This window comes from Peribacillus sp. TH16 (assembly GCF_016651095.1).
GTDB classification, from domain to species: Bacteria; Bacillota; Bacilli; order Bacillales; family DSM-1321; genus Peribacillus; species Peribacillus butanolivorans.
In genome coordinates, this window is the sequence record NZ_JAEKEM010000002.1 from 288,086 (window position 1) to 309,732 (window position 21,647).

18 protein-coding genes and 1 riboswitch are annotated in these 21,647 nt (G+C 35.7%); of the genes, 3 read left to right on the forward strand and 15 right to left on the reverse strand.

What is annotated here, in order from left to right:
- Positions 1-122: 122 nt before the first annotated feature.
- The 3 genes from JFV29_RS01420 to JFV29_RS01430 form a co-directional block, all read right to left on the reverse strand.
- Positions 123-344 carry a YozQ family protein gene (locus tag JFV29_RS01420; protein ID WP_053345838.1) on the reverse strand — a complete coding sequence of 74 codons (222 nt, stop codon included), beginning with the start codon at positions 342-344 and terminating at the stop codon, positions 123-125.
- Between the two features lie 433 nt (positions 345-777).
- Positions 778-1,512 (reverse strand): polysaccharide deacetylase family protein, encoded by a 735-nt coding sequence (locus JFV29_RS01425; RefSeq protein ID WP_201180816.1) that lies wholly within the window; start codon positions 1,510-1,512, stop codon positions 778-780.
- A gap of 487 nt (positions 1,513-1,999) precedes the next feature.
- Complete coding sequence (locus tag JFV29_RS01430) at positions 2,000-2,737, reverse strand: TerC family protein (protein ID WP_201180817.1); 738 nt, start codon at positions 2,735-2,737, stop codon at positions 2,000-2,002.
- Between the two features lie 555 nt (positions 2,738-3,292).
- Between JFV29_RS01430 and JFV29_RS01435 the strand changes: the two genes are divergently transcribed.
- Positions 3,293-3,691, forward strand: coding sequence for a hypothetical protein (locus JFV29_RS01435; RefSeq protein ID WP_201180819.1), 399 nt, complete (start codon positions 3,293-3,295; stop codon positions 3,689-3,691).
- Positions 3,692-3,865: 174 nt separating this feature from the next.
- Here JFV29_RS01435 and JFV29_RS01440 read toward each other — a convergent pair whose 3' ends face one another.
- From JFV29_RS01440 to JFV29_RS01475, 8 genes are all read right to left on the reverse strand, one after another.
- The gene (locus JFV29_RS01440) at positions 3,866-5,311 is read right to left on the reverse strand and encodes an alanine/glycine:cation symporter family protein (protein WP_201180820.1); all 1,446 of its coding nucleotides are present in this window, start codon (positions 5,309-5,311) and stop codon (positions 3,866-3,868) included.
- A 423-nt stretch (positions 5,312-5,734) separates the two neighbouring features.
- Entirely contained in the window at positions 5,735-7,045 is a 1,311-nt protein-coding gene (locus JFV29_RS01445; RefSeq protein ID WP_201180821.1) for a Na+/H+ antiporter NhaC family protein, read from the reverse strand.
- 229 nt (positions 7,046-7,274) lie between these two features.
- A riboswitch (SAM riboswitch) is annotated at positions 7,275-7,380 on the reverse strand.
- A gap of 328 nt (positions 7,381-7,708) precedes the next feature.
- Positions 7,709-8,380 (reverse strand): SOS response-associated peptidase, encoded by a 672-nt coding sequence (locus tag JFV29_RS01450; protein ID WP_201180822.1) that lies wholly within the window; start codon positions 8,378-8,380, stop codon positions 7,709-7,711.
- A 61-nt stretch (positions 8,381-8,441) separates the two neighbouring features.
- Positions 8,442-8,597, reverse strand: coding sequence for a hypothetical protein (locus JFV29_RS01455; RefSeq protein ID WP_201180823.1), 156 nt, complete (start codon positions 8,595-8,597; stop codon positions 8,442-8,444).
- Between the two features lie 441 nt (positions 8,598-9,038).
- Complete coding sequence (locus JFV29_RS01460) at positions 9,039-9,794, reverse strand: amino acid ABC transporter ATP-binding protein (RefSeq protein ID WP_056527041.1); 756 nt, start codon at positions 9,792-9,794, stop codon at positions 9,039-9,041.
- A gap of 22 nt (positions 9,795-9,816) precedes the next feature.
- On the reverse strand, positions 9,817-10,530 hold the full coding sequence (locus JFV29_RS01465; protein ID WP_342366474.1) for an amino acid ABC transporter permease: 714 nt from the start codon (positions 10,528-10,530) through the stop codon (positions 9,817-9,819).
- Between the two features lie 11 nt (positions 10,531-10,541).
- Positions 10,542-11,249, reverse strand: a complete 708-nt coding sequence (locus tag JFV29_RS01470; RefSeq protein WP_201180824.1) for an amino acid ABC transporter permease — start codon at positions 11,247-11,249, stop codon at positions 10,542-10,544.
- A 210-nt stretch (positions 11,250-11,459) separates the two neighbouring features.
- Positions 11,460-12,335, reverse strand: a complete 876-nt coding sequence (locus JFV29_RS01475) for a transporter substrate-binding domain-containing protein (protein ID WP_201180825.1) — start codon at positions 12,333-12,335, stop codon at positions 11,460-11,462.
- 318 nt (positions 12,336-12,653) lie between these two features.
- Between JFV29_RS01475 and JFV29_RS01480 the strand changes: the two genes are divergently transcribed.
- A complete protein-coding gene (locus JFV29_RS01480) occupies positions 12,654-13,835 on the forward strand; it encodes an acyl-CoA dehydrogenase family protein (protein ID WP_309559267.1) in 1,182 nt (393 codons plus the stop codon).
- 408 nt (positions 13,836-14,243) lie between these two features.
- Here JFV29_RS01480 and ggt read toward each other — a convergent pair whose 3' ends face one another.
- From ggt to JFV29_RS01500, 4 genes are all read right to left on the reverse strand, one after another.
- The gene (gene ggt / locus JFV29_RS01485; RefSeq protein ID WP_201180829.1) at positions 14,244-16,319 is read right to left on the reverse strand and encodes a gamma-glutamyltransferase; all 2,076 of its coding nucleotides are present in this window, start codon (positions 16,317-16,319) and stop codon (positions 14,244-14,246) included.
- A gap of 431 nt (positions 16,320-16,750) precedes the next feature.
- Entirely contained in the window at positions 16,751-18,739 is a 1,989-nt protein-coding gene (locus JFV29_RS01490; protein WP_201180832.1) for a TRAP transporter permease, read from the reverse strand.
- Positions 18,732-19,238: a DUF1850 domain-containing protein gene (locus JFV29_RS01495; protein WP_377428031.1), complete on the reverse strand. Its 507-nt coding sequence runs from the start codon at positions 19,236-19,238 to the stop codon at positions 18,732-18,734. The genes JFV29_RS01490 and JFV29_RS01495 overlap by 8 nt, the downstream gene beginning before the upstream one ends.
- A gap of 93 nt (positions 19,239-19,331) precedes the next feature.
- Positions 19,332-20,306, reverse strand: coding sequence for a TAXI family TRAP transporter solute-binding subunit (locus JFV29_RS01500; RefSeq protein WP_201180834.1), 975 nt, complete (start codon positions 20,304-20,306; stop codon positions 19,332-19,334).
- A 367-nt stretch (positions 20,307-20,673) separates the two neighbouring features.
- Between JFV29_RS01500 and JFV29_RS01505 the strand changes: the two genes are divergently transcribed.
- Complete coding sequence (locus tag JFV29_RS01505) at positions 20,674-21,588, forward strand: LysR family transcriptional regulator (protein ID WP_201180835.1); 915 nt, start codon at positions 20,674-20,676, stop codon at positions 21,586-21,588.
- Positions 21,589-21,647: the final 59 nt, after the last annotated feature.

Sequence of the window (21,647 nt, forward strand, 5' to 3'; positions counted from 1 at the left end):
GAGATATTCTTCACTATCCAGGTAATATACCTGGATAGTTTTAACCTCAGAGAAATACAAGTAGCTGCAAAGTATCACTCTTGAAAGCTCATGCAATGCCCTGGTATTTCTCCCTAATTATTTTATTGGCTTTCTTCTTCAGCCTCTTCCCCTTTTATCTCTATATTCTTTCCGTCTACATCATCAACTACAGATTGCATTTCACCTTCCGTATAGGTATCCGAAACTTGCTCGTGGGTTTTAGCAAGCCCAGAGGACAATGTATCCTTTCGTTTATAATCACTGACGTCATAAATTCTTCCAGCTATATCTAAAGAATCCTTTTTTGATTCCTTGCTATCCATAGAATTCACTCCTTATTTCGAATTATTTTTATCTTGCCTATTTTATTAAAACATGGAAACTTGGTTTCATTTGTCATCTCATATAGATTGACAACATGAAGTAATAACAATGGTATTTTGCGTAAAAAATAATCCAATATTCAATAAAGATAAAAAAATGATTTATCACTGATTTAACAACCAGAGGGTTCAATCTTATTTGAATGGGAAACATGGAGGTATTACAGTATCCATATATTCCTATCCATTTTTATGAACTCCGTTTAATGTTATTTTTTCAAAAAAGCGCCCAATTGAAGTTGAAGAATGAGGTTAATTTCATCCTCCTTTTTTATTTGAAATTTTCCTTGTTTCTGATCCATTAGCTTATAAGCACTATTACTTTTCCCTTAGGTCCAATAGAAAAAGCGATTACTTGGAATAGGAACCACCTTCATTCTCTGTCAACAATCTTTGCAAAGTCGTCAAGGCTAGTTGAATATTTGATATAGATTCGAGGTAAAAGATAGAGTTCGTCTTTAATGCCCTTCTCAGAAAATGGTTCAGGAGTTGTCGTAAGTCCAAACAAATAATATTTCTTCGTTTCTGCTACGACTTTGTCATTGAAATTCCCGTATGGATACGCAAGTGCATAAACTGGTTTGCCCGTTATTTTTTGAATTTTATCTTTGGACCCTTTCATTTCATATTCATAATTTTTAATTTTCGTCAAGTCAGGATGTGTAGCAGTATGAGACTGAATTGAGATCATACCCGAATCAGCCATCGTTTTCAAATCCGATTTCGATAATCGGTTTGAGCGACCAATAAAGTCAGATATAACAAACATGGTACCAGATGGTTTAAAACGTTCGTTTTTCAATTTTTGAAAGATAGCAAATGCATTCAGGTTGTTTTTGTATCCGTCATCAAAGGTAATGAAAATGGGTTTGTTTACTTTATTAATGTCTTGCCATCGATCAAAAGTTAATAATGTGTAGCCATGGTCTCGTAAATAAATCATTTGTTTCTCGAAATTCTTTGGGGTTACATATAACTCCATAGAACCGTGTCCATTAAACTCGTCAATCGAATGATAAATTAAAATAGGTACTTTTCGTTGAGCAATAACTTGTGATGGAAAAATTAAGATAAGAAGACATAGGAAAAACATTGCTATCTTTTTCATAAAACTCCTCGCTTTGTATCCTTTTTATATCTTTTCAATTTATTGTTCCTCAAAAGCATAGTTCTATTATGATTTCTCTCATATTTCATTCTATCTTCCATTTTGATCAATGGTGACTTTGATATTCCCAAATGAAAAGTAATTCCCTAAAACACTAAGGAATCGGCTTTTTTATAAGTCCTCCTTCACCAATAACCCTGTTTGCTTAATAAGAATTTCTGTTATTCTTCATCATCAATTTCTTCTTCAGAGTTTAGAAAGAAGATATGCAACTTCTAGATGAACTTTTCCTTCCACCACTCACCTCCCCCTTTAGTATGCAAGAACAAAAGGTTGCCGCAGCAACCTCCCTTATTAAAGTAAAGCACCCCTTAGTTGAACAAAACTTTTCGTTTAATTATCAAATAACTCAAAATTAGTAAACGGAATGAACGTTTGTCAATTTTAAAATCGTTATTTTTTTACAGACAAATATATTTATTTTGCTTCACTGTTTTTCTGTTTTTCCTTTAGATAAAAACCATCCACCTAATGCAATAAGCAGCATTACTGACCAAAAGATTGTATTCCAAATAGGTCCTTCAACAAACTCGTGAGGAATAATGTGCAAGGCTGGATGCGCAAGAGTATGCATTAATAACTTAACCCCAACCCAACCAACGAGTAACATTGCTGCAGTTTCAAGACTAGGGCGTTCTGTCAATATCTTAACGAAGTAACCTGCTGCAAACCTAATAACAATTAAACCAGCAATTGCTCCTAATAAAATTACTATAAATTGTGCGCCATCCATCCCCCCAATTTCCCCCATTGGTGTATCTGGCAGGGCAATGACAAGAGCTACCGCTGCTAAAATAGAATCAACAGCGAAGGCGATATCAGCTAATGCAATTTGCACAATAGTCATACGATAGCTTTTCCCTTTTTTCTCTTTTTCTCCGTGGTCCTTTTTTAGTAAATGTTTTAATGAGATAAAAATTAAATAAGCAGCCCCAATTGCTTGAACTTGCCAAACGTGGAAAAGGTACGAAATAATAAAGATTGCACCAATCCTAAATATAAAAGCTAATAGCAACCCAATATTAATCGCTTTTTTTTGCAGTTCTTCTGGTAAATGTTTTGACATAATAGCTAAAACTAAAGCATTATCTGCAGATAATAAACCTTCTAAAAAAATCAAAATAATTAATACCCAGCCATACTCTAATAATAAAGAAAGTTCCATATTATCCCCCTATAAATTATCACTTCATAAGCCAGTATAAGTATGCTACATGAGTTTAATAACGTTTTGTATTATCGGTATTATATTTCACCCAGCCCATATTAAAGAAAGTTTGCCTTTTTCTTATTCCAATATTGTCTCAACGTATCCACTTCCTTATTCAACTCTTCTGCCCCGATAGTGGAATAAGAAAGGACATATGCTTTTTATATGCTGATATCCTCCCACCTATAAACGAATAATTTAAGTTATCATCTGCAATGTTAGTTATCATGCTATCCACTATTTTAGCTCCCATTGCCTCATAGAAGTGGCAAGAACTATTTTTCTCTAACCCTTTAACACTAGCCGAATTGAAGTCTAAACTCTTAAATTCAGGAAGGAGTTTTTTTAATAATTTTTTTCTATCTCTAAACCTTGAAGTTCGTTTAAAATATATATAGAAGTTACGTCCTATGTCAAAATTCAGTTTGACAGGTTAATTCTTATTTCACTAAAGAAGTATTGAGTTGAAGAAGGCGATTTAATTAAAATAACGAAAATGATGTATTAGAGGTGATTAAATTTAACAAAGTTTTTGTCTTAGATGGTGAAAATTTTTCGGACTTTAATGGACTCTGTAACGAGTTTTCGAATGTAGTTCTCTCTGGAAAATACAAGTGGAATGGAAGTCTCGATGCATTTAATGATATTTTATTTGGTGGTTTCGGTGATATAGAAGTTGAAGAAGAATATACAATTTTTTGGAGAAATTCTGTCAAATCTAAAATCGATTTGGGGTACGGAGAAACAATAACCATACTGAATGAGATGTTGAAAAATTGCCATCCAAGTAATGAAGAAAAAGTAATTAAAGAAATAAGGGATGCAAAAATGAACATTGGTTCAACTATATTTAATTGGGTAGAAGAAATTATCCTTGATAGTAAAAATATAACGTTGATTTTGGAGTAATCCTTAATCAAGTAAAGGGTAGCGTTAGTTGAATTAATAAGGGAACTTAATATGTATCAAGAGTTCCCTTTCTTAATGTATACATATCAACATTTAGATTTAACATCGCCTATACAAAAAAAGCTTATAGACTTGTCCCTAAAAAAAGGGACTTTGTCTACAAGCTGAAATGCCTTAATTTATCTTTAACTTTCGATTGCTCTTACTCTCATCCACATTATCGGATGGATCACCCCAACATTCCACATTCTTCAAACCTTTAATATTGTTTACATGGAAAACTGGGTTTTTTCCACTCTTCTTTTGTTTTTGATAATCGGCTAGTGCAGCAAATGCAATTTTTCCAAGTAAGGCTATGGCGATTAAGTTGATAATGGCCATTAACCCCATCAGCAAGTCAGCTAGACCCCATACAAACTTGAGTGAAGCAAGCGAACCGAAAATCACCATCCCTACGACTGCGATACGATATAAGTTTAGCCAAACTTTATTTTCATTAATAAAGCCAATGTTCGACTCTCCATAATAGTAGTTACCAACTATGGAACTAAAGGCGAATAACAGTACGATAATGGCAAGGAAAATGCCAGCCCAAGATCCTAATGCCGTACCAAGTGCATTTTGGGTAAGGACTATACCATCTGTTTCCTTCGATGTATACAGGCCTGAGAACAAAATGATGAAGGCGGTCGAACTACAAATGACAAGCGTATCCACAAATACACCAAGAGACTGAATGAGCCCTTGTTTTACGGGATGACTGACATCTGCTGTCGCACCTGCATTAGGGGCACTACCCATCCCGGCTTCATTAGAAAATAGACCTCTCTTGATTCCTTGCATCATGGCAGCGCCTAGTGCTCCGCCAGCAACTTCCCTTAATCCATCAAAAGCACTTTCAAAGATTAAAACAAAAACACCAGGTAACTCGGTAATATTCATGATAATGATAATCAATGCTACTATCACATATGCTCCTGCCATAATCGGTACGATGACTTCAGATACTTTTGCAATCATTTTAATGCCTCCAAAAATGATGACAGCCGTAACAAGAGCAAGGATGATTGCCGTAACCCACTTATCGATCCCAAACGATTCATTGAACGCACTTGTGATCGTGTTGGCTTGTACAGAGTTGAAAGCAAGCCCAAATGTAAGCGAAATCAATACAGCGAACGTGATACCCATCCAACGGGCATTCAATGCTTTTTCCATATAATAAGCAGGGCCACCTCGGAATGTATCGCCATCCTTGACCTTATAAATTTGTGCAAGTGTACTTTCAATGAAGGCAGAGGCAGACCCGATAAGTGCTATTAACCACATCCAGAAAACGGCTCCTGGACCACCCATTGTGATGGCTATGGCAACACCTGCAAGGTTACCTGTTCCAACCCGTGAAGCAGTACTGATGCAAAAAGCCTGAAACGATGTCACACCTTTTTTATCCGCTGTGGCACCTTCTCCCAAAAGCCTGAACATTTCCCCTACCATTCTGAATTGGACAAACTTCGTACGAACGGAAAAATAAAGACCCAATCCAATCAGCATAATAATCAGTATTTTTGACCACAGTAAATCATTTGTTCCACTAATAAAACTTCCTAACATCTCCATTAAAAACAAACCACCTCTAATTATTAACTTATATATGATAGCAATTGACAACCATTGTTTATTTCCCCATTCTCTCGGTAAGATAAACGATAGAAGTCCATAGTAAAAAAGGGAGATTCAAGAATGAATCCCCAATACAATAATCTATTATATCCTACCATTCAATTTATTTCATTCATAAATTTGAGGAATGAATCGGGAAACTCCCATCGAGAATAAGAATGATATAATATTCTGTATCATTTCTAAATATAAATAATTATTCTCCCACGCTTTCTGATATTTTCAATTGAACCCTTATAAGATCAAAATTGTAAAGTGTTCCATGAATAAAAGCTAAATATATATTTATTAAAATGGACGCATATAAAAAAACACCCTAGATCTAAAGATTCAGGGTGTTTTTCTGTTTAATTCACTTTTTCAAGAAGTATATTTCTTCTCTTCGCTCCCTGAAAATCGCGGAAAACCAATCAAAATGGCTATGACTCCACAAATCCCAATTAATACTGGGTAAAAAGAATAGGGTAAAATACTTACAGGTGAAATTTGTGCTACCCCCGCCGCAACAAGCAGTTGTGCCCCGTATGGAATTAACCCTTGAATACAACAAGCAAAAACGTCAAGCAAACTCGCCGATTTACGGGGATCGATGCCATACTTTTCCGCAATATTTTTGGCTAGCGGACCGGCAATGATAATAGAAATCGTGTTATTTGCCGTAGATAGATTTGTCAAACCGACTAGACCGGCAATGCTGAATTCAGCACCTTTTCTTGATTTGCTATTACGGGTCACGACGTGGAGAAGATAATCGATGCCGCCGTTATGTTTGATGACTGACACCATACCAGCAATTAAAATGGCAAGAAAAGAGATCTCATACATTCCCGCCATTCCATCCCCCATTTTTTGAATGACGCCCATCAGTTGATAACTACCATCCGCTAACCCGATAATTCCGGCAAACACAATACCGATGGAGAGGACAAGGAACACATTGACTCCAGCTAATGCAGTGATCAAAACGCAAATATAAGGTAGAATCTTCACCCAATTATAGGAATGTTGAGAGATAGCTGCTTGTTCACCCATTGTTAAAAAGCCAAGGATGACACATGTGATGATGGCCGCAGGTAAAACAATGAAAAAATTCACTTTAAACTTATCCTTCATTTTCGTTCCCTGCGTTCGAACAGCTGCAATTGTCGTATCTGAAATGAAAGATAGGTTGTCACCAAACATCGCACCACCGATAACGGCGGCCATTGAAAGGGCAAGCGAAATATCGGTTTGTTCACTAATTCCTACACCTATAGGTGCTAGCGCTACGATTGTTCCCATGCTTGTCCCCATAGATAGAGAAATAAAACAAGCGATAATGAAAATACCTACCATTAATAGATTTTGCGGAAAAACCGATAACGCAAGATTCACCGTTGATTCTACCGCACCCATTCCATTCGCCACTTCTGAAAAAGCACCGGCCAAAAGGAAAATGATAACCATTAACATAATATTGGAGTCCCCGGCACCTTTACAAAAGATTTCAACTTTTTGATTGAAAGACTCTTTTCGATTCATTGCCAATGCAGCCGCTGATGCAATCGCAATCGCCACAATCACCGGAAATGAATAAAAATCTCTTGTAATAACCCCGGAACCTATAAATAAAATTAAAAAAACGACAAATGGGACTAAAGCCCAAGGATTCCCTTTATTGTTTGTACTCATGATGAACACCTCTTTTTATTTTTCCCATGACAAATATGTCATAGCCCTTATTCATTGAACTAATTCGGTAAAAAATTCTAGTAAGATCCAACATTTCTTTCATATTATTGTAAGCATGACTCCAAAAGCATAATAGCCAATACGAAGCTAAAGCTAAACCATCGAACGTGAAAAAAGACCTCTTCTATTAAACAATAAGAAGAGGTCTTTTAATCTATAAAAAACACCCTCCTCATCTTTCAGACGTATTCGCCTGCTGGATTTGGCACAGCACTCCTATTAAGTCTGCTGCCGAGACATCTTCGGGCCAGTCCCTCCGTCTCTCTTGATAAGAAGATCCAAATTACGTAATGATATTATCAAATGTTCCGATGTCTACGAGTAAAGAATCAGGCAGGTTAACAAGTGCACTGCATTGTTCGATTGCTAAGTTGTCTTTTTGCAGTCCTAGCTTTTCATCCATTCACTCTAGGAAAGTAACATCGATACCCGCATCGAAAAGCAAATATAAGAGTACAGTATTTTATGTATTTCCGCAAGGTGTAGCCTAAAGTATTTTATAAAGAGGTTTTTTTCAAATGAGTAAAGAGGAACTTATGAATGAAGATAAAGTACTTCACCTTTAATTGAAAAGAGAAAAACAAAAAGAGGTCCTAGGACCTCTCAGCAAATTTGGTGTATTAACTTAGGTGAATTATTTTTAGGTGAGTTCACATCATTCGATACCTCAAAAGCTTCCATCTGTTCAGTATCAAATGATTTTAAGTATTGCTGTAGATATGCAGTATCATTAATTGAAGGATCCAGCCAAGTCTTTTCATCTTCAGGTTTAAGTAAAACTGGCATGCGATCATGAATACTAGTCATTAGCTCATTCGGAGTAGTTGTAATAACTGAGCAGGAATATATCGTGATACCTTCAGGTGATTTCCATGATTCCCAGAGACCAGCCATTCCAAATGGGGCATTACTCTTAAGTTTTATTCGCATGGGTATTTTACGTTCTGGTGTCTTCTTCCACTCATAAAAAGAGTCGGCAAGTATCAAACACCGTTTCTTCTTATACGAATTCTTAAAACTTGTTTTCTCAGCAATGGTCTCCGCTCGGGCATTAATCATCTTGTAGCCCATTTTCTCATCTTTTGCCCAGTAAGGTATGAGTCCCCAACGAAGATATCCAAGTCGATTCATAGATCCGTCATTAATAACGGATAAGACAGAGTGAGAAGGTGCTATGTTGTAGCTGAATTGGTACTCGGCATTAAATGGCGCTTGAATATCAAACCTGTCAATTATTTCTTCAATGTCTGTGAAAAGGGTGAAACGCCCGCACATAATATCGCCTACTGTTTTAAGATTTATTATGATTGTAACAAATGGAGAGTTCAGTAACAAATTAGCGTTCTAAAATCCTAATGTCAGTAAAAGGTTGATTAAATAATTCGCTAGTAATCAATAGTGTGCCAAGGACTTCTCTTTCATCTTCAGCTTTAATAATTTCTGACAGAATTACTGTGCTGCCATTCTTAACTGTAACATTATATTCATTCAAAGTTTCACCCCCTGATATGACTTGATAATTGTTATTATAAACCAAAAACACACTTATAAAAACTAAAGAGCACCGTCATCAATTAACTAAACGCAAGGAGAAAAGCATTGAAAACATACGTTCAATTATGCAATTTTTTTAATCTAGTGATCAAGTGAAGAGTTAATTTCATCTCGTAGGATCACTAGTTATTTACACGAAATTCCCAAGCAGGTTTTCATAGGTAATTCGTTTTTTGACTACTTCATATAGGCTACACTGAAGCCCATAATTTCATTGATTATTACTGAAAAGAATGATTTTTTATTTCAACACAAGTATGGATTACCATGCGTTTGTTTTAATTACTTATATGTATAGAGTGATCGCTATTAATCTATCGCTCTGGATCAGCTTCAAAAATTCACCCTTTTCTTATTAACTCTTAATTTCATTTGAAAATTAAATGTAAAAAATATAATCCTCCGGTAAGACTCTTTTTAAGAACTTCTTTGTTCTTTCTTCTTTTGGTTTCACAAAAATATCTTTAGGTGATCCTTCTTCTACTACGACACCAGCATCCATAAATATTACTCTGTTTGCTACATCCTTTGCAAAAGACATTTCATGCGTGACCACTAACATGGTTGTTCCTTCTTTTGCTATTTGCTTCATTACTGTTAAAACTTCACCGACAAGTTCAGGATCAAGTGCAGAAGTTGGTTCGTCAAATAGAATAATGTCAGGATTTAAAGCTACTGCTCTCGCAATGCCAACCCTTTGTTGCTGACCACCTGATAGTTCAATAGGGTAAGCATTGTATTTTTCTGACAGACCTACTTTATCTAATGCTTTTTTACCAATCTCATTTGCTTCGGCTTTCGCAATCTTCCTTCCAATAACAAGACCTTCTGTCACATTTTCTAATGCCGTTTTATTATTAAACAGATTATAATTTTGAAATACAAAAGCGATCTTTTGCCTAATTCCATGAATCGCCTTTTTTGATGCTGTTTTAAGATTTACATCAATATCCCCAAAAATTGCATGTCCTTGATCTGCTTTTTCAAGAAAGTTAATGCATCGAAGTAATGTTGTCTTTCCTGAACCGCTTGGGCCCAGAATTACTACCACGTCACCCTTTTCTATTTTTAAATCTACACCTTTTAAAATCTCATTTTCTCCAAATGATTTATGGATATTTGTAATTTCTAACATCATGTCCACCTCCTGCTTCATTTCAAATACCTACTGCTCTATACCTACTTAAACGTTTTTCATACAGCTTAAATAAATACTCTACTAAACTACATAAAATCAGGTATACAAGAAAGATATCAATATAAGCCTCAACATAATTGTAGCCTACATTGGCAGCTACCTTGGCTCTTAGAGTAATTTCTTGCAATGACAATGCATATCCGAGAGATGTTGCTTTAATTAGATTGACTGTTGCTGTACAAATATTTGGTAATGCTACAACTAATGTCTGTGGAATAATAATTCTTCTAAATGCTTGGGCATTTGTTAATCCGACTGAATAAGCAGCTTCTAGTTGTCCCTTACTCACTGTGCTTATTGCTGAACGAAACACTTCTATTAGAATAGCTGTCGTATTCAATGAAAAAACAATGAATGCGTACCAAATCGGATTTACATCGTATACATTCATTTCGATGTTATACTTATCAAATATCGAAGCTAGCAATAAGGGTACACTGCTATAAATAATAAAAATTTGAATTATGACAGGAGTTCCTCTTACAAAGGAAACATATATCTGTGCTACACGATTTAAAACTGGAATTTGATTTATTCTTGTTAAAGCAAGCAAAAATCCTAACGGAAGCGCAACAAGTAAAGCTACAATTGTAATGAATAACGCCGTGGGCACCCCTGATAATGCTACAAAAAAGGTTTCCACTAAAAATTTATAATCCAATCCTTCTGACACTCTGTCACCCCCTATGTAGTTGTTATCACTTGTTTTCCTTTACTAAATACCTTCTCTAATTTTAAGAATAGTTGTTCAATAGCAATTGATAATATCCAGTAAATAACAGCTAAAGCAAGATAAATTTCTAATGCATGAGTATTATAATTCCCAGCGATTATAAGCTCTGCTTTCCCCATGATATCTATCAATCCGATTGTATATGCTAGGGCTCCTTCTTTCATCAACTCAAGTAAGCTGTTACCGAAGTTTGGTAAAGCAACTACAAAAGCTTGCGGTAAAATAATTCTCCAGTACGCTTGTGTATTACTTAATCCTACACTTACTGCAGCTTCAAATTGCCCTCTATCTATAGATTCATACGATGTTCTGATAACCTCAGACATGGCAGCTGCAAATTGAAGCGAAAAGGTAATAACAACAAATACCGCTTTGTCAATGTCGTTTAGGTTTACGCCAAAATTATCTGCAATTGCTGGAATCCCATAATAAGTTAGAAATAGGAGAACAATAGATGGTGTACATCTTAATATTGTTGTATACCCATAGGCAATTTTCTTAGCAATTTTACTATTTCCTATTTTCATGGCTGCTAAGATGAAACCTAAGATTGTCCCGAATAGGACCGAAAGACCAGCAACCATTAATGTTACTTTTAGAAAAGGAATTAACATTGGTACTGATTCAACTATGTAATTTACATCAAAGTATTTCTCCATGTTTCACATCCATCTTCTTTTTCCTATTTAAAAGGTTCAATATTCAAAACGTAATCATTCTTCAATATTAGAGGTATATATACAAAAACTTGCCACTCCTTTACTTTTTTGGTTTGAATTGAGGTTACCCACTCAACAACCTAAAATAAGAAAGTGACAAGTATAGCCTCAGTGATTGACTTTTTTAGGCTCTGGTAGATTAGAGTGTTGTTATCTTTTTACAGTTTCCAATACCTCAAACAAATCTCTTCCGTAAAATTCTGTACTTAACTGATTTGTCTTCTTTTCTTCTTTTAACTTTTTGATTGCTTCATCATAAGCGTCTGCAAATTCTTGTTCTTTTTTGTTAAACAATGGCCAAGTTTTGATTACGGCGAATTCATTGTAAACGAGATCATTTTTTAAATTATGATATGGACCATCTTCTGCTACTTGCTTCTTAAAAGCTCCCTCAATTGCTATTCCACCGTCTACACGGCCTTCGTTAACCCATTGAACTACATCAACTGTGAATGCATCTCCGGCTTTTAATTTTACTTTATTGTCCTTATTGGCCTGGTTATATTCATCAACAATTGTATATTGCGCGTTGTTTGCAGCAATTGGTGCTAAAGAAAAACCAGCTGAAGCAAAGTCTTTTAGATTTTTTATCTTTTCATTTTCTTTCTTTAACACAAGTCCTGCACTGCTTAACCCAAGGAATTCTTTAGGAAAGATAAACTTCTCTGTCCTTTCCTGTGTCCAGAAAGCATTTTTAACCCCTGCTTGATATTTACCTTGTTCAATGCCTACTAATAAGTCATCACTTGATGTCCCAATATATTCAAATTCGTATTCTGGAAGTAATTCATCAACCAATTTCATAACTTCTACATCGTAACCAGTTGGATTTCCCTTCTCATCTAACCAAGACATTGGTTTTGACGCTTGGTCATATGCTATTTTTACCTTTTTTACTTCTGTATCGCTACTACCTTCATTTGTATTTGCTTCTTTTCCGGACGATGTACTTGAACCGCATCCTGTTAAAAGGGTTACTAATGCTAAACCGGTGGCTACCACATTGAAAAACTTTTTATTTTTCATAAAAAATCTCCTTCTTTTGTTTATTTGTATAATGCTTATTACATACCTTTAACTATCCTCATATAGTAGATCCACTATGCTGCCCTTTAATACCAACTATTTTGGTAGGTTAAGTATGGTAACTGATAATTTAAATATTAGATTGATAATATTTTAAAGTCAATGTATTTTTTGGAAATCTCTAACTTATAATTTACTGGATATAAATTCCTTGACAACTTAAACCGTCACAATTATCATTTAAACCAATAAGAATAATAGGGATTATTTTGTTAAATTAATAGGTAAACCTTTAAAATAGCAGGAGGGCAAAACGTGATTAACTTATTTATTAAAACAGAGAGTCAAAAAACGTGGTTACAAAAGTTACATGAACTAGAATCAAAATTCAAAAATAATTCTGCTCAAATTGATGAATTAGCAACCTTCCCAACAGAACACATTCAAGATTTAATTAATATGGGATATACAAGTTCAACTCTTCCCAAAGCCTATGGTGGCGGAGGTTTAAAAATATATGACATGATACTCCTTCAAGAAACATTGGCTAGTTTTGATGCAACAACAGCACTTTCCATTGGCTGGAACCTTGGAGTGATAGGCGAACTTTTTGAAAAAAAGAGTTGGACAGATAAGAACATAAACTTTTTTGCTAATGAAGTTCTAAATGGTGCCTTAGTGAATCGTTCAGTTAGTGAAGCACAAACAGGAAGTCCAACCCGGGGAGGCCGTCCTGGAACAAAAGCTGTCAAAAAAGAGAATTCTTGGGTTATTTCAGGACGTAAAACTTTTACAACCATGTCCCCAGTATTAACTTATTTTCTAGTATCTGCATGGATTGAAGAAAAGCAAAAGGTTGGATTTTTTCTCCTACATAAAGATTTAGTAGGACTAACCATAGATGAAACATGGGACGTAATTTCAATGAGGGGAACTGGAAGCCATGATCTGGTTCTTAAAGAGGTAGAAGTAGATGATTCAAAACTTGTCGAACTTCCTGAAATACCAAGTGGCATCCAATTGAATGCATGGATTCTTCATATACCAGCTTGTTACCTTGGTATTGCGCAAGCTGCAAGAGATTACGCTATACAATTTGCTAATAATTATTCGCCAAATAGTCTAAATGGACCTATTAGCCAGCTAGCAAATGTCCAACAACTTCTAGGAGAAATTGATTTGGAATTATTGAAAGCAAGGCATTTCTTATATAGCGTTGCAGAGGCTTATGATGATGAATCACGAAGAGCTCATATCACCAATGAGCTTGGAGCTGCTAAGCATATTGTTACAAACGCAGCAATTACAATTGTCGATAAAGCTATGCGAATAGTCGGTGCAAAAAGCCTTCAACGAAGCAATCCTCTTCAAAGGTACTATAGAGATGTAAGAGCCGGTTTACACAATCCTCCAATGGATGATGTAACAATAAAAAAATTAGCATTATCTGCTATTGAACAGGAGAAATCTAATTTTAGTTATCCTGCACCATCAAAATAATTTTTGGGGTAAAAGAGCCTGTCCCCTTCATAAATAATAGTGTAGCTAAATCAGGTTCTTTAAATTGAATTTCAAACCGGATTAAGCTTAATTCGTCGTATAGTTAATCTTACTTATATTGAATGAGAGGGATTTTATGATCAAGCTACTTCAACCTTCACTTGCGTTATTTCTAGGTCTGCTTTCGCTCGTCGCGGGCTTTATTTTGATTGGGTGCACACTTCCCAAGTGACATCCTTGGCGGCTTTTTCACAGTTGGGTTTTGGCTTTAAAATAATTCCCCTTATGCACATAGCACAAGGGGAATTATTATCATTCAGTTAGGTTTATGACTATCATCACTTTCAAATTCTTCGTTCTCTAAGAGTATTTTCCAACGATAATAGACCTAAAACTTAGAGTAAAAAATTAATTGGTGATAGTACCATCATCATCAGGATCTTCCACATCAATTTTGTCTTTTTCTAACAGTACTACTTTATCTTTTTCGTCCCATTCTACTTTGTATCCCAATGATTTCGCGACTTTTATAATTGGTAAATACGATTTATTATCTGGTTTATATGTTTTTAAATCCGCTGTGCCAATTACACCTAAACCAAGTAGCAATTTATCTGACTGAATATAAGGTTTTCCATTAATGATTTTCATTTGATTGGCTGTATAGGGATATACGGCTCCATTCACTTTCAAGGTAAACGGTCCCTTCTTCTCTTCTCTTATTTCTTTTGGCTTTTTCGATTTATAGGATATCCTATCTACCCCAAGGACTGTACCTTGTCTCGTATTATCGGCTCCTCCATACATTTTCCCATGTTCATAATCAAAAATAACAGCCTGCACATTTCCAATATGCTGCGGTTGTTCTTCATATACATGCCCTTTTGCCATTAACTCCAATCTTGTATTTTGTTCAATTCCTGGTTCCCATCTCACAGTCGGATAACTAGCGGAATAAATACGAGGCATTAAAATGGCTTCTTGAATCGACATATGATGATCAATCACATTCATAATTGTTTCAGACACAGATGAGATAATCGTTGCTCCCCCCGGAGAACCAATGGCCATAAATGGCTGACCGTCTTTTAATACAAAGGTTGGAGACATACTGCTTCTCGGTCTTTTTCCTGGCTCTACCTGGTTAACGCCACCCGGAGTCGCATCAAAATCTGTCATTTCATTATTAAGCATAAATCCATAATCAGGCACCATAATACCTGATCCAAATACTTGTTCAATCGTTGTCGTATAAGAAACCATATTTCCCCACTTATCCATGACAGAGAAGTGAGTCGTTTGTCCAATTGGGGTCTTCTCTTCTTTTACTTTCACCCTAGAAGCAGGTTCTTTGCCTTCATATTTCCATGGATCGCCTTCTTTTACATCAGCGGTTGATCTATTTGCCTTAATAAGTTTTCTTCTTTCTTTTATATAGTCGTCATCTAAAAGTCCTTTTTTAGGTACATCATAGAAATCTTCATCTGCCATATACGCTGCCCGATCAGCAAAAGCCAAATGCGTTGCTTCAGTTAGATAATGAAGATATTCTGGTGAGTTTGCTCCCATCTTTTGTACATCGTAACCTTCCATTAATTTCAGGATTTGTTGGACAGTCAAACTGCCAGAACTTGGTGAAGCTGCCCCTGCCAATTCGAATCCTCTATATTCCGATCTAATCGGTTCTCTTTCTTTCACCACATAATTCTCTAAATCCTCTGTTGTCATTGTTCCTTCGCGTTTTTGCACTTCTTTGGTAAGTGCTTTACCAATTTGGCCACTATAAAATACTTCCGATCCTTGTTTTTTAATTAATTTAAGCGTCTTTGCCAGATCTGGTTGAACGAGGGTATCTCCCTCTTTCAAGGGTTGGTCGTTAGGAACAAACACATTTGCTGCCGCTTGATTATTTTGAAGTTTTTTTACATTTTCATCGATGTATTGAGCAGTGATCCAATTGACTTTAACCCCTTTTTCAGCTTGTTTAATTGCCGGATCTATTACTTGAGATATATCCAACGTTCCATATTTCTCAAGAGCTGTTTCGACACCCTTTAACGTTCCTGGAACTCCTACTGCTTTTCCAGTAGTGTGACGCTTACTAAAAGGGATTGGTTTCCCTTTTCCATCTAAAAAAAGTTCAGGCGTTACATTTTGCGGGGCCATTTCACGACTATCAATCATCGTAATTTTATTTTCCTTTTTACTATAAATCATAATGAAACCACCGCCACCAATTCCAGACATCATTGGTTCCACTACGTTTAACGACAATTGAATGGCAGCTGCAGCATCGACCGCGTTTCCTCCCTGTTTTAATATTTTTATACCAGCCTCAGCAGCTAACGGATGAGCAACGGATACTATTCCTTTTGTTGCCCCCTTTTTCATTGACTTATCTACCCCAGGCACACTTGCAAAAGCCGGTGTAATCATACAAAAGAAACTGAAAGTAACTAAAATAAAACTTTTTATAAATTTCATAAATTAGTCTCCTTTCAAAATGATTATTGTTTCTAAAACAAATGCGATAACTAATGAAACTTTTACTGATCTTCACAAATTCACAAAGGGCTGTTACAGGATTCGACTACAATTCACTATTACCAGACGGAATGTGCGTGATGCACTCTATTCTATATAAAAGCAGTTTGAACTGACTGAAGCACATTCTTTTATTCTCTCTTTTGTCAAAATATGAATTGGAAACTTTACCTCATTAAACCACCCCCTTAAAATCAAAAATTAAAATTTGATTTAGATTTCTTATGCTATAAAAAAAACCATTACCTGCTTTTCTTCAACTCTAGTATTTATTGATACCATTCGATGTCCTTACGATTATAGTCACAAAGAGTACAAACACATACCTTACACCCTCTGCTGCCCATATAATATCGTTGCAGGTATGATTTCTACATATTTTGTTTATGTTCCAATATATTAGAACTGTTATCCTTGTCTCGATTCCTCAAATATTGTAAACCAAGTAATATTACAAACGTAGTTAATCCAATAATGTCCGAAATTGTTTCAGGATAGATTAATAGCAACCCAACCACGATAGCAAGGATTCTTTCTAACCAGTGCATCCCCCTCACCCAGTAACCAATTACACCGGCTCCAATTGCGATCATACCCGTCATTGCTGTAAGAACAACCCATGCAACTTCCATCCAAGTTGTATCAATCATAAGCATTTGCGGAGAAAGTACAAAAATGTATGGAATAATAAATGCGGCTATTGCCAGTTTTGATGACTCTATCCCAGTTTTTATCGGTTCTCCACCAGAAACTCCTGCAGCTGCAAAAGCTGCCAATGCAACTGGTGGTGTTATGTCTGCAATTATGCCAAAGTAGAAAACGAATAAATGTGCCGATAAATCCGGTACACCTAGTAAAATTATTGCAGGCGCCGCAATTGTGGATGTGATTACATAGTTTGCAGTTGTCGGTGATCCCATTCCCAAAACAAGTGCTGCTACCATCGTTAGCATAAGTGTTGGTATTAAATATCCACCAGACAAATCGATTAAACCATTTGCCAGCTTTAGCCCTAATCCCGTTTTCGTCACAATTCCTACAATAATACCAGCTGATGCAGTGGCAGCTGCTACTGCAAGTGCTGTACGAGCTCCATCAACTAATGCATAAATAATATCAATGAATTTCATACGTACATCTTTGTTAATAAAGCCCACTATGACAGAAATGACAATTGAGTACAGTGCAGCATGTGTAACCGTTATATTTGACATGAGTAATAAAACAATGGCGATTATCGGAATTAATAAATAAATCTTACCAAATACTTCTTTCTTACTAGGCATTTCTTCTTTGGTTAACCCACGCAATCCAAGTCTCTTCGCTTCAAAGTGTGTCATTATCCAAATTCCTGAAAAGTAAAGTATGGCTGGAATGGAAGCTGCTTTAGCTATATCCCAATACGTAATCCCGTTACCAATAAACTCAACCATTAAAAATGCAGCAGCCCCCATTATTGGCGGCATTAATTGACCACCTGTTGAAGCAGCTGCCTCTACTGCACCAGCAAATTCCTTTTTATATCCAAGGTTTTTCATCATCGGAATCGTGAATGCTCCTGAAGTAACAACATTAGCTACAGAGCTTCCGCTTATCGTTCCTTGAAGAGCACTTGAAAAAATTGCAACCTTTGCAGGCCCTCCTATTCTTCTACCAGCAATCGCTGTTGAAAGATCATTAAAATATTGACCAACCCCTGTTCGAATAAGGAAAGAACCAAACAATAAAAACAGGAAGATAAATGTAGATGAAATCGCTAATGGCGTGCCTAATATCCCCTCCGTAGAGAAAAACATCGTTTGTACCATACGCTCAAAGGTTAAACCACGATGTGATAAGAACCCAGGCATATATTGTCCAAAAAGTCCATAGAGAACAAATACTATGGCAATAACCATAATGGGAAGACCTACTGCACGCCTAGTAGCCTCAAGTACAAGTAGAATCGCTACTAAACCAACTGCAAAATCCAAAGTGCCTAAACGACCAACATTCATAACGAGATCCTCGAAAAATAATGGCCAATAAGCGCCTACTCCAATACTAAGAACAGCTAAAATAATATCGTACCAGGCAATTTGGAACTTTCCCTTTTGACGTTTCTTGCGGTTTGCGGGGAATAGTAAAAAAATTAAAGAAAGTGCAAAACCTAAATGTATCGTCCTTTGAATTTGTGCTGTAAAAACACCAAAAACAGCCGTATATAATTGAAATAATGAAAAGGCTAAGAGACCGATAAAAGCAATGTAACCCAAAATACCTGTTAATTTCCTTGTTCCCGCTTCAGGATCGTATTTTTCTAATAGTTCCTGTTGTTCTTCTTCCGTTAAATACTTCGCTATTTCGTTATCATCAGCCATTTATATTCACTCCATTCAATTGTTCCCAAAATGAAATTTTTTTTGGAGAAATTCTGATCCATGTGCCTGGCTTAATAAAACTTGAAAATGTGTATGTACACCCCTTATAAATTAACCGATGATTTGCTCTAACTTTCCCTATTCTTAAATCAATATATGCAAATTGGCGATTCATATTTTTTATATAATAAGTGCCGTCTTTCTCTTCAAATACTTCCTCACCTTCTGCATTAGAAGGCATACCAACTGCAAAATCTTTATATGCAAGCTCGGTTAGTTTCATTTTCTTGTCGGATAAGTGATAAGTTTCGAGTACTTCTGATAAGTGAATAGAGTGTGTATACTTTATTTGAACGGTTTTTTCTTTTTTCAACGGTAAATATGCTAGTAATTCCTCTTGATCCTGGTAAGAAAAAGCAATGACTTGTTTATATGGAAAGAAGAATAGAAAAGCGCTAAACAATAGTAGAGGTATACAATAAATCGTAAATTTCTTCACTCTCATAGATACCCCTTTCAAAATTAGGAATCTATTTTCCAGAAAACAAAAGTCGATAGAACACATATAGCGTACTACCGACCATTATAGTGTTTACTGAGTTACACCTTTTTCTTTAAAGTATTTAGCTGCACCAGGATGAAGCTCCATATCCCCTAATCCTTCAAGTGCCGTTTCAGGTGTAATGAACTTACCTTTTGCATGTGTGATTTTGTCTGTATTTTCATAAATAGCTCTTGTCATTTCGTATACTAATTCTTCATCAAGATCCTTTGATACAACTAACATTGCTTTAACAGCCACCGTTTTAATGTCAGATTTTATTTTATAAGTGCCACTAGGAATGGTATCCTCTGCATAGTATGGATATTTGTCAACCAATGCTTGAACTTTGTCGTCTTCCATTGGAATAATGACAATATCATTTTGTACAGATAACGCTTCAACCGCACCAGTTGGTGTGCCTGCAGTTATAAATGCTGCGTCAATATTACCTGCCTGGATTCCGTCAGTTGACTCATCAAAAGATAGATTTTGTGCTTTAATATCTTTGTCTGATAATCCATGAATTTCTAGAATTTGCATGGCATTAATGTATGCTCCTGATCCAGGTGCGCCCACTGATACTTTTTTTCCTTTTAGATCGCTAACTGATTTAATTCCACTTTTAGCTGTCGTTACAAGTTGTACCGTTTCCGGATATAAAGAGCTGATTGCTTGGATATTATCAATTGGTTTTCCTTCAAACATTTCTTTTCCTTCAATTGCATATGCTCCGATATCTGTTTGCGAGAAAGCAATTTCAGCTTCTCCCACTCTCAAGGTTTCCATGTTTTCAGCTGAAGCACCGGATGTTTGGGGTGTTATATTCGCCTTTGTGTTATCAGAAATGATATTTCCAATTTGTCCACCAAGTGGATAATATGTACCGCCAGTTCCGCCAGTCAATAGACTTAAGTTTTGGCTTCCACCGCCGGAGACACCTTCTTTACTGCCACTACATGCTGTCATGATTCCGATAAGCATCAAGATACTAACTAATAGAAAGCCACTGTATAATTTTTTCATTAAAATCCTCCTTTTGCATTTTTATCACCATTTAATAGATGATATTGTTAATATTCTACCGACCACCTTGATTTCCCTGCATTTTCCAGTTAGACCTTAGCACTGAAAAATCTCTAGGAATAAATTATTATTTCTTACAAAATCAGTAAAATACAAGGCGTAAATGGGTCAAAATACTGCAAATAAATAAGAAAATTCAATCATTTGTGAGTGGAAATCCCTAATTATACAGCTCCACCCTTTATTAAAGGATAATATTGACTCTTCTATATTAGAAATATATTATTGTTATAAACTTATAAGTGTTCATTATAAAAATTACCTTTTTGGCAGTGATTCTTGAAATCCAACTGAAGTGAGTGATCATATGAATTTTCTATCTCTACGCTATTTTATAGAGATTTCTAACCATCTTAGTTTCAGTGAGGCATCCAAAACCCTGCATATTTCCCAACCCGGGCTAAGTCAACAAATCTCTTCCCTTGAAAAACAACTAGGTTTTAAACTTTTAAATCGAACAACAAGAAAAATCACATTAACAGAGGAGGGAGAGTACATCTATAAAAAACTCGCTCCTTCCTTCGATGATATTGAGAAAACGATCAATTACATAGTTGAAAACAAGATTATCCCCAAACCTAAAATAGAAATCGCTACCGTACCCTCTGCAGCTAGCATTTATATCCCAAAGCTATTAAAAAAGTTTCTTGGGGAATATCCTGATGTTGAATTTTATCTACATGAAACAACATCATCAAGGGCTGTCAAACTAGTTAATCAACAAAATTATCACATCGGGTTTATCCGAACACCCATTCACAATAACATAATTGCCCATGAAGGATTGAACATGATTGAATTCAAAAGATTTCCATTACAATTAGTGGTTTCAACTGTTCATCCACTAGCTCAAAAGGATTCTATACACTTATACGAAGCAAAGGATGAATCTTTCATTCATTATGATGCGGTTCAAGCACACTCCCTTCAATTTCTATTGGAAAAGGCTTGTTTAACTGCTGGATTTTCTCCGAAAGAATTATGTAAAGGATCGGAATTATTAACTATAGCTAATTTGGTCTCTAATAACCTAGGCGTTGCTCTCATGCCCAAAGATATGATTGGTTTGTTAGGGACAAGTAACGTTAAAGCTTTAGACATCGATAACACTGAATTAACTAGTTCCATTTCAGCGATATGGAAAAACAACGATGATACGTCATTATTAACTAATCAAATTTTGCATACTCTACAAAACGATCCAACGTTTTACGATAGATAAGAGTTTTTTATTTTGATCCAGAATAAACATTAGGTTATTTTTAAAAAAGAGGCCCTACC

What these genes read in the sequence shown, in the direction of transcription:
- JFV29_RS01430 (WP_201180817.1), bottom strand. Translation starts at nt 2,737, where the DNA reads ATGGAACTTTCTTTATTATTAGAGTATGGCTGGGTATTAATTATTTTG.
- JFV29_RS01440 (WP_201180820.1), bottom strand. Translation starts at nt 5,311, where the DNA reads ATGGAGATGTTAGGAAGTTTTATTAGTGGAACAAATGATTTACTGTGG.
- JFV29_RS01505 (WP_201180835.1), top strand. Translation starts at nt 20,674, where the DNA reads ATGAATTTTCTATCTCTACGCTATTTTATAGAGATTTCTAACCATCTT.
- JFV29_RS01445 (WP_201180821.1), bottom strand. Translation starts at nt 7,045, where the DNA reads ATGAGTACAAACAATAAAGGGAATCCTTGGGCTTTAGTCCCATTTGTC.
- JFV29_RS01450 (WP_201180822.1), bottom strand. Translation starts at nt 8,380, where the DNA reads ATGTGCGGGCGTTTCACCCTTTTCACAGACATTGAAGAAATAATTGAC.
- JFV29_RS01475 (WP_201180825.1), bottom strand. Translation starts at nt 12,335, where the DNA reads ATGAAAAATAAAAAGTTTTTCAATGTGGTAGCCACCGGTTTAGCATTA.
- JFV29_RS01470 (WP_201180824.1), bottom strand. Translation starts at nt 11,249, where the DNA reads ATGGAGAAATACTTTGATGTAAATTACATAGTTGAATCAGTACCAATG.
- ggt (WP_201180829.1), bottom strand. Translation starts at nt 16,319, where the DNA reads ATGAAATTTATAAAAAGTTTTATTTTAGTTACTTTCAGTTTCTTTTGT.
- JFV29_RS01425 (WP_201180816.1), bottom strand. Translation starts at nt 1,512, where the DNA reads ATGAAAAAGATAGCAATGTTTTTCCTATGTCTTCTTATCTTAATTTTT.
- JFV29_RS01460 (WP_056527041.1), bottom strand. Translation starts at nt 9,794, where the DNA reads ATGTTAGAAATTACAAATATCCATAAATCATTTGGAGAAAATGAGATT.
- JFV29_RS01490 (WP_201180832.1), bottom strand. Translation starts at nt 18,739, where the DNA reads ATGGCTGATGATAACGAAATAGCGAAGTATTTAACGGAAGAAGAACAA.
- JFV29_RS01500 (WP_201180834.1), bottom strand. Translation starts at nt 20,306, where the DNA reads ATGAAAAAATTATACAGTGGCTTTCTATTAGTTAGTATCTTGATGCTT.
- JFV29_RS01420 (WP_053345838.1), bottom strand. Translation starts at nt 344, where the DNA reads ATGGATAGCAAGGAATCAAAAAAGGATTCTTTAGATATAGCTGGAAGA.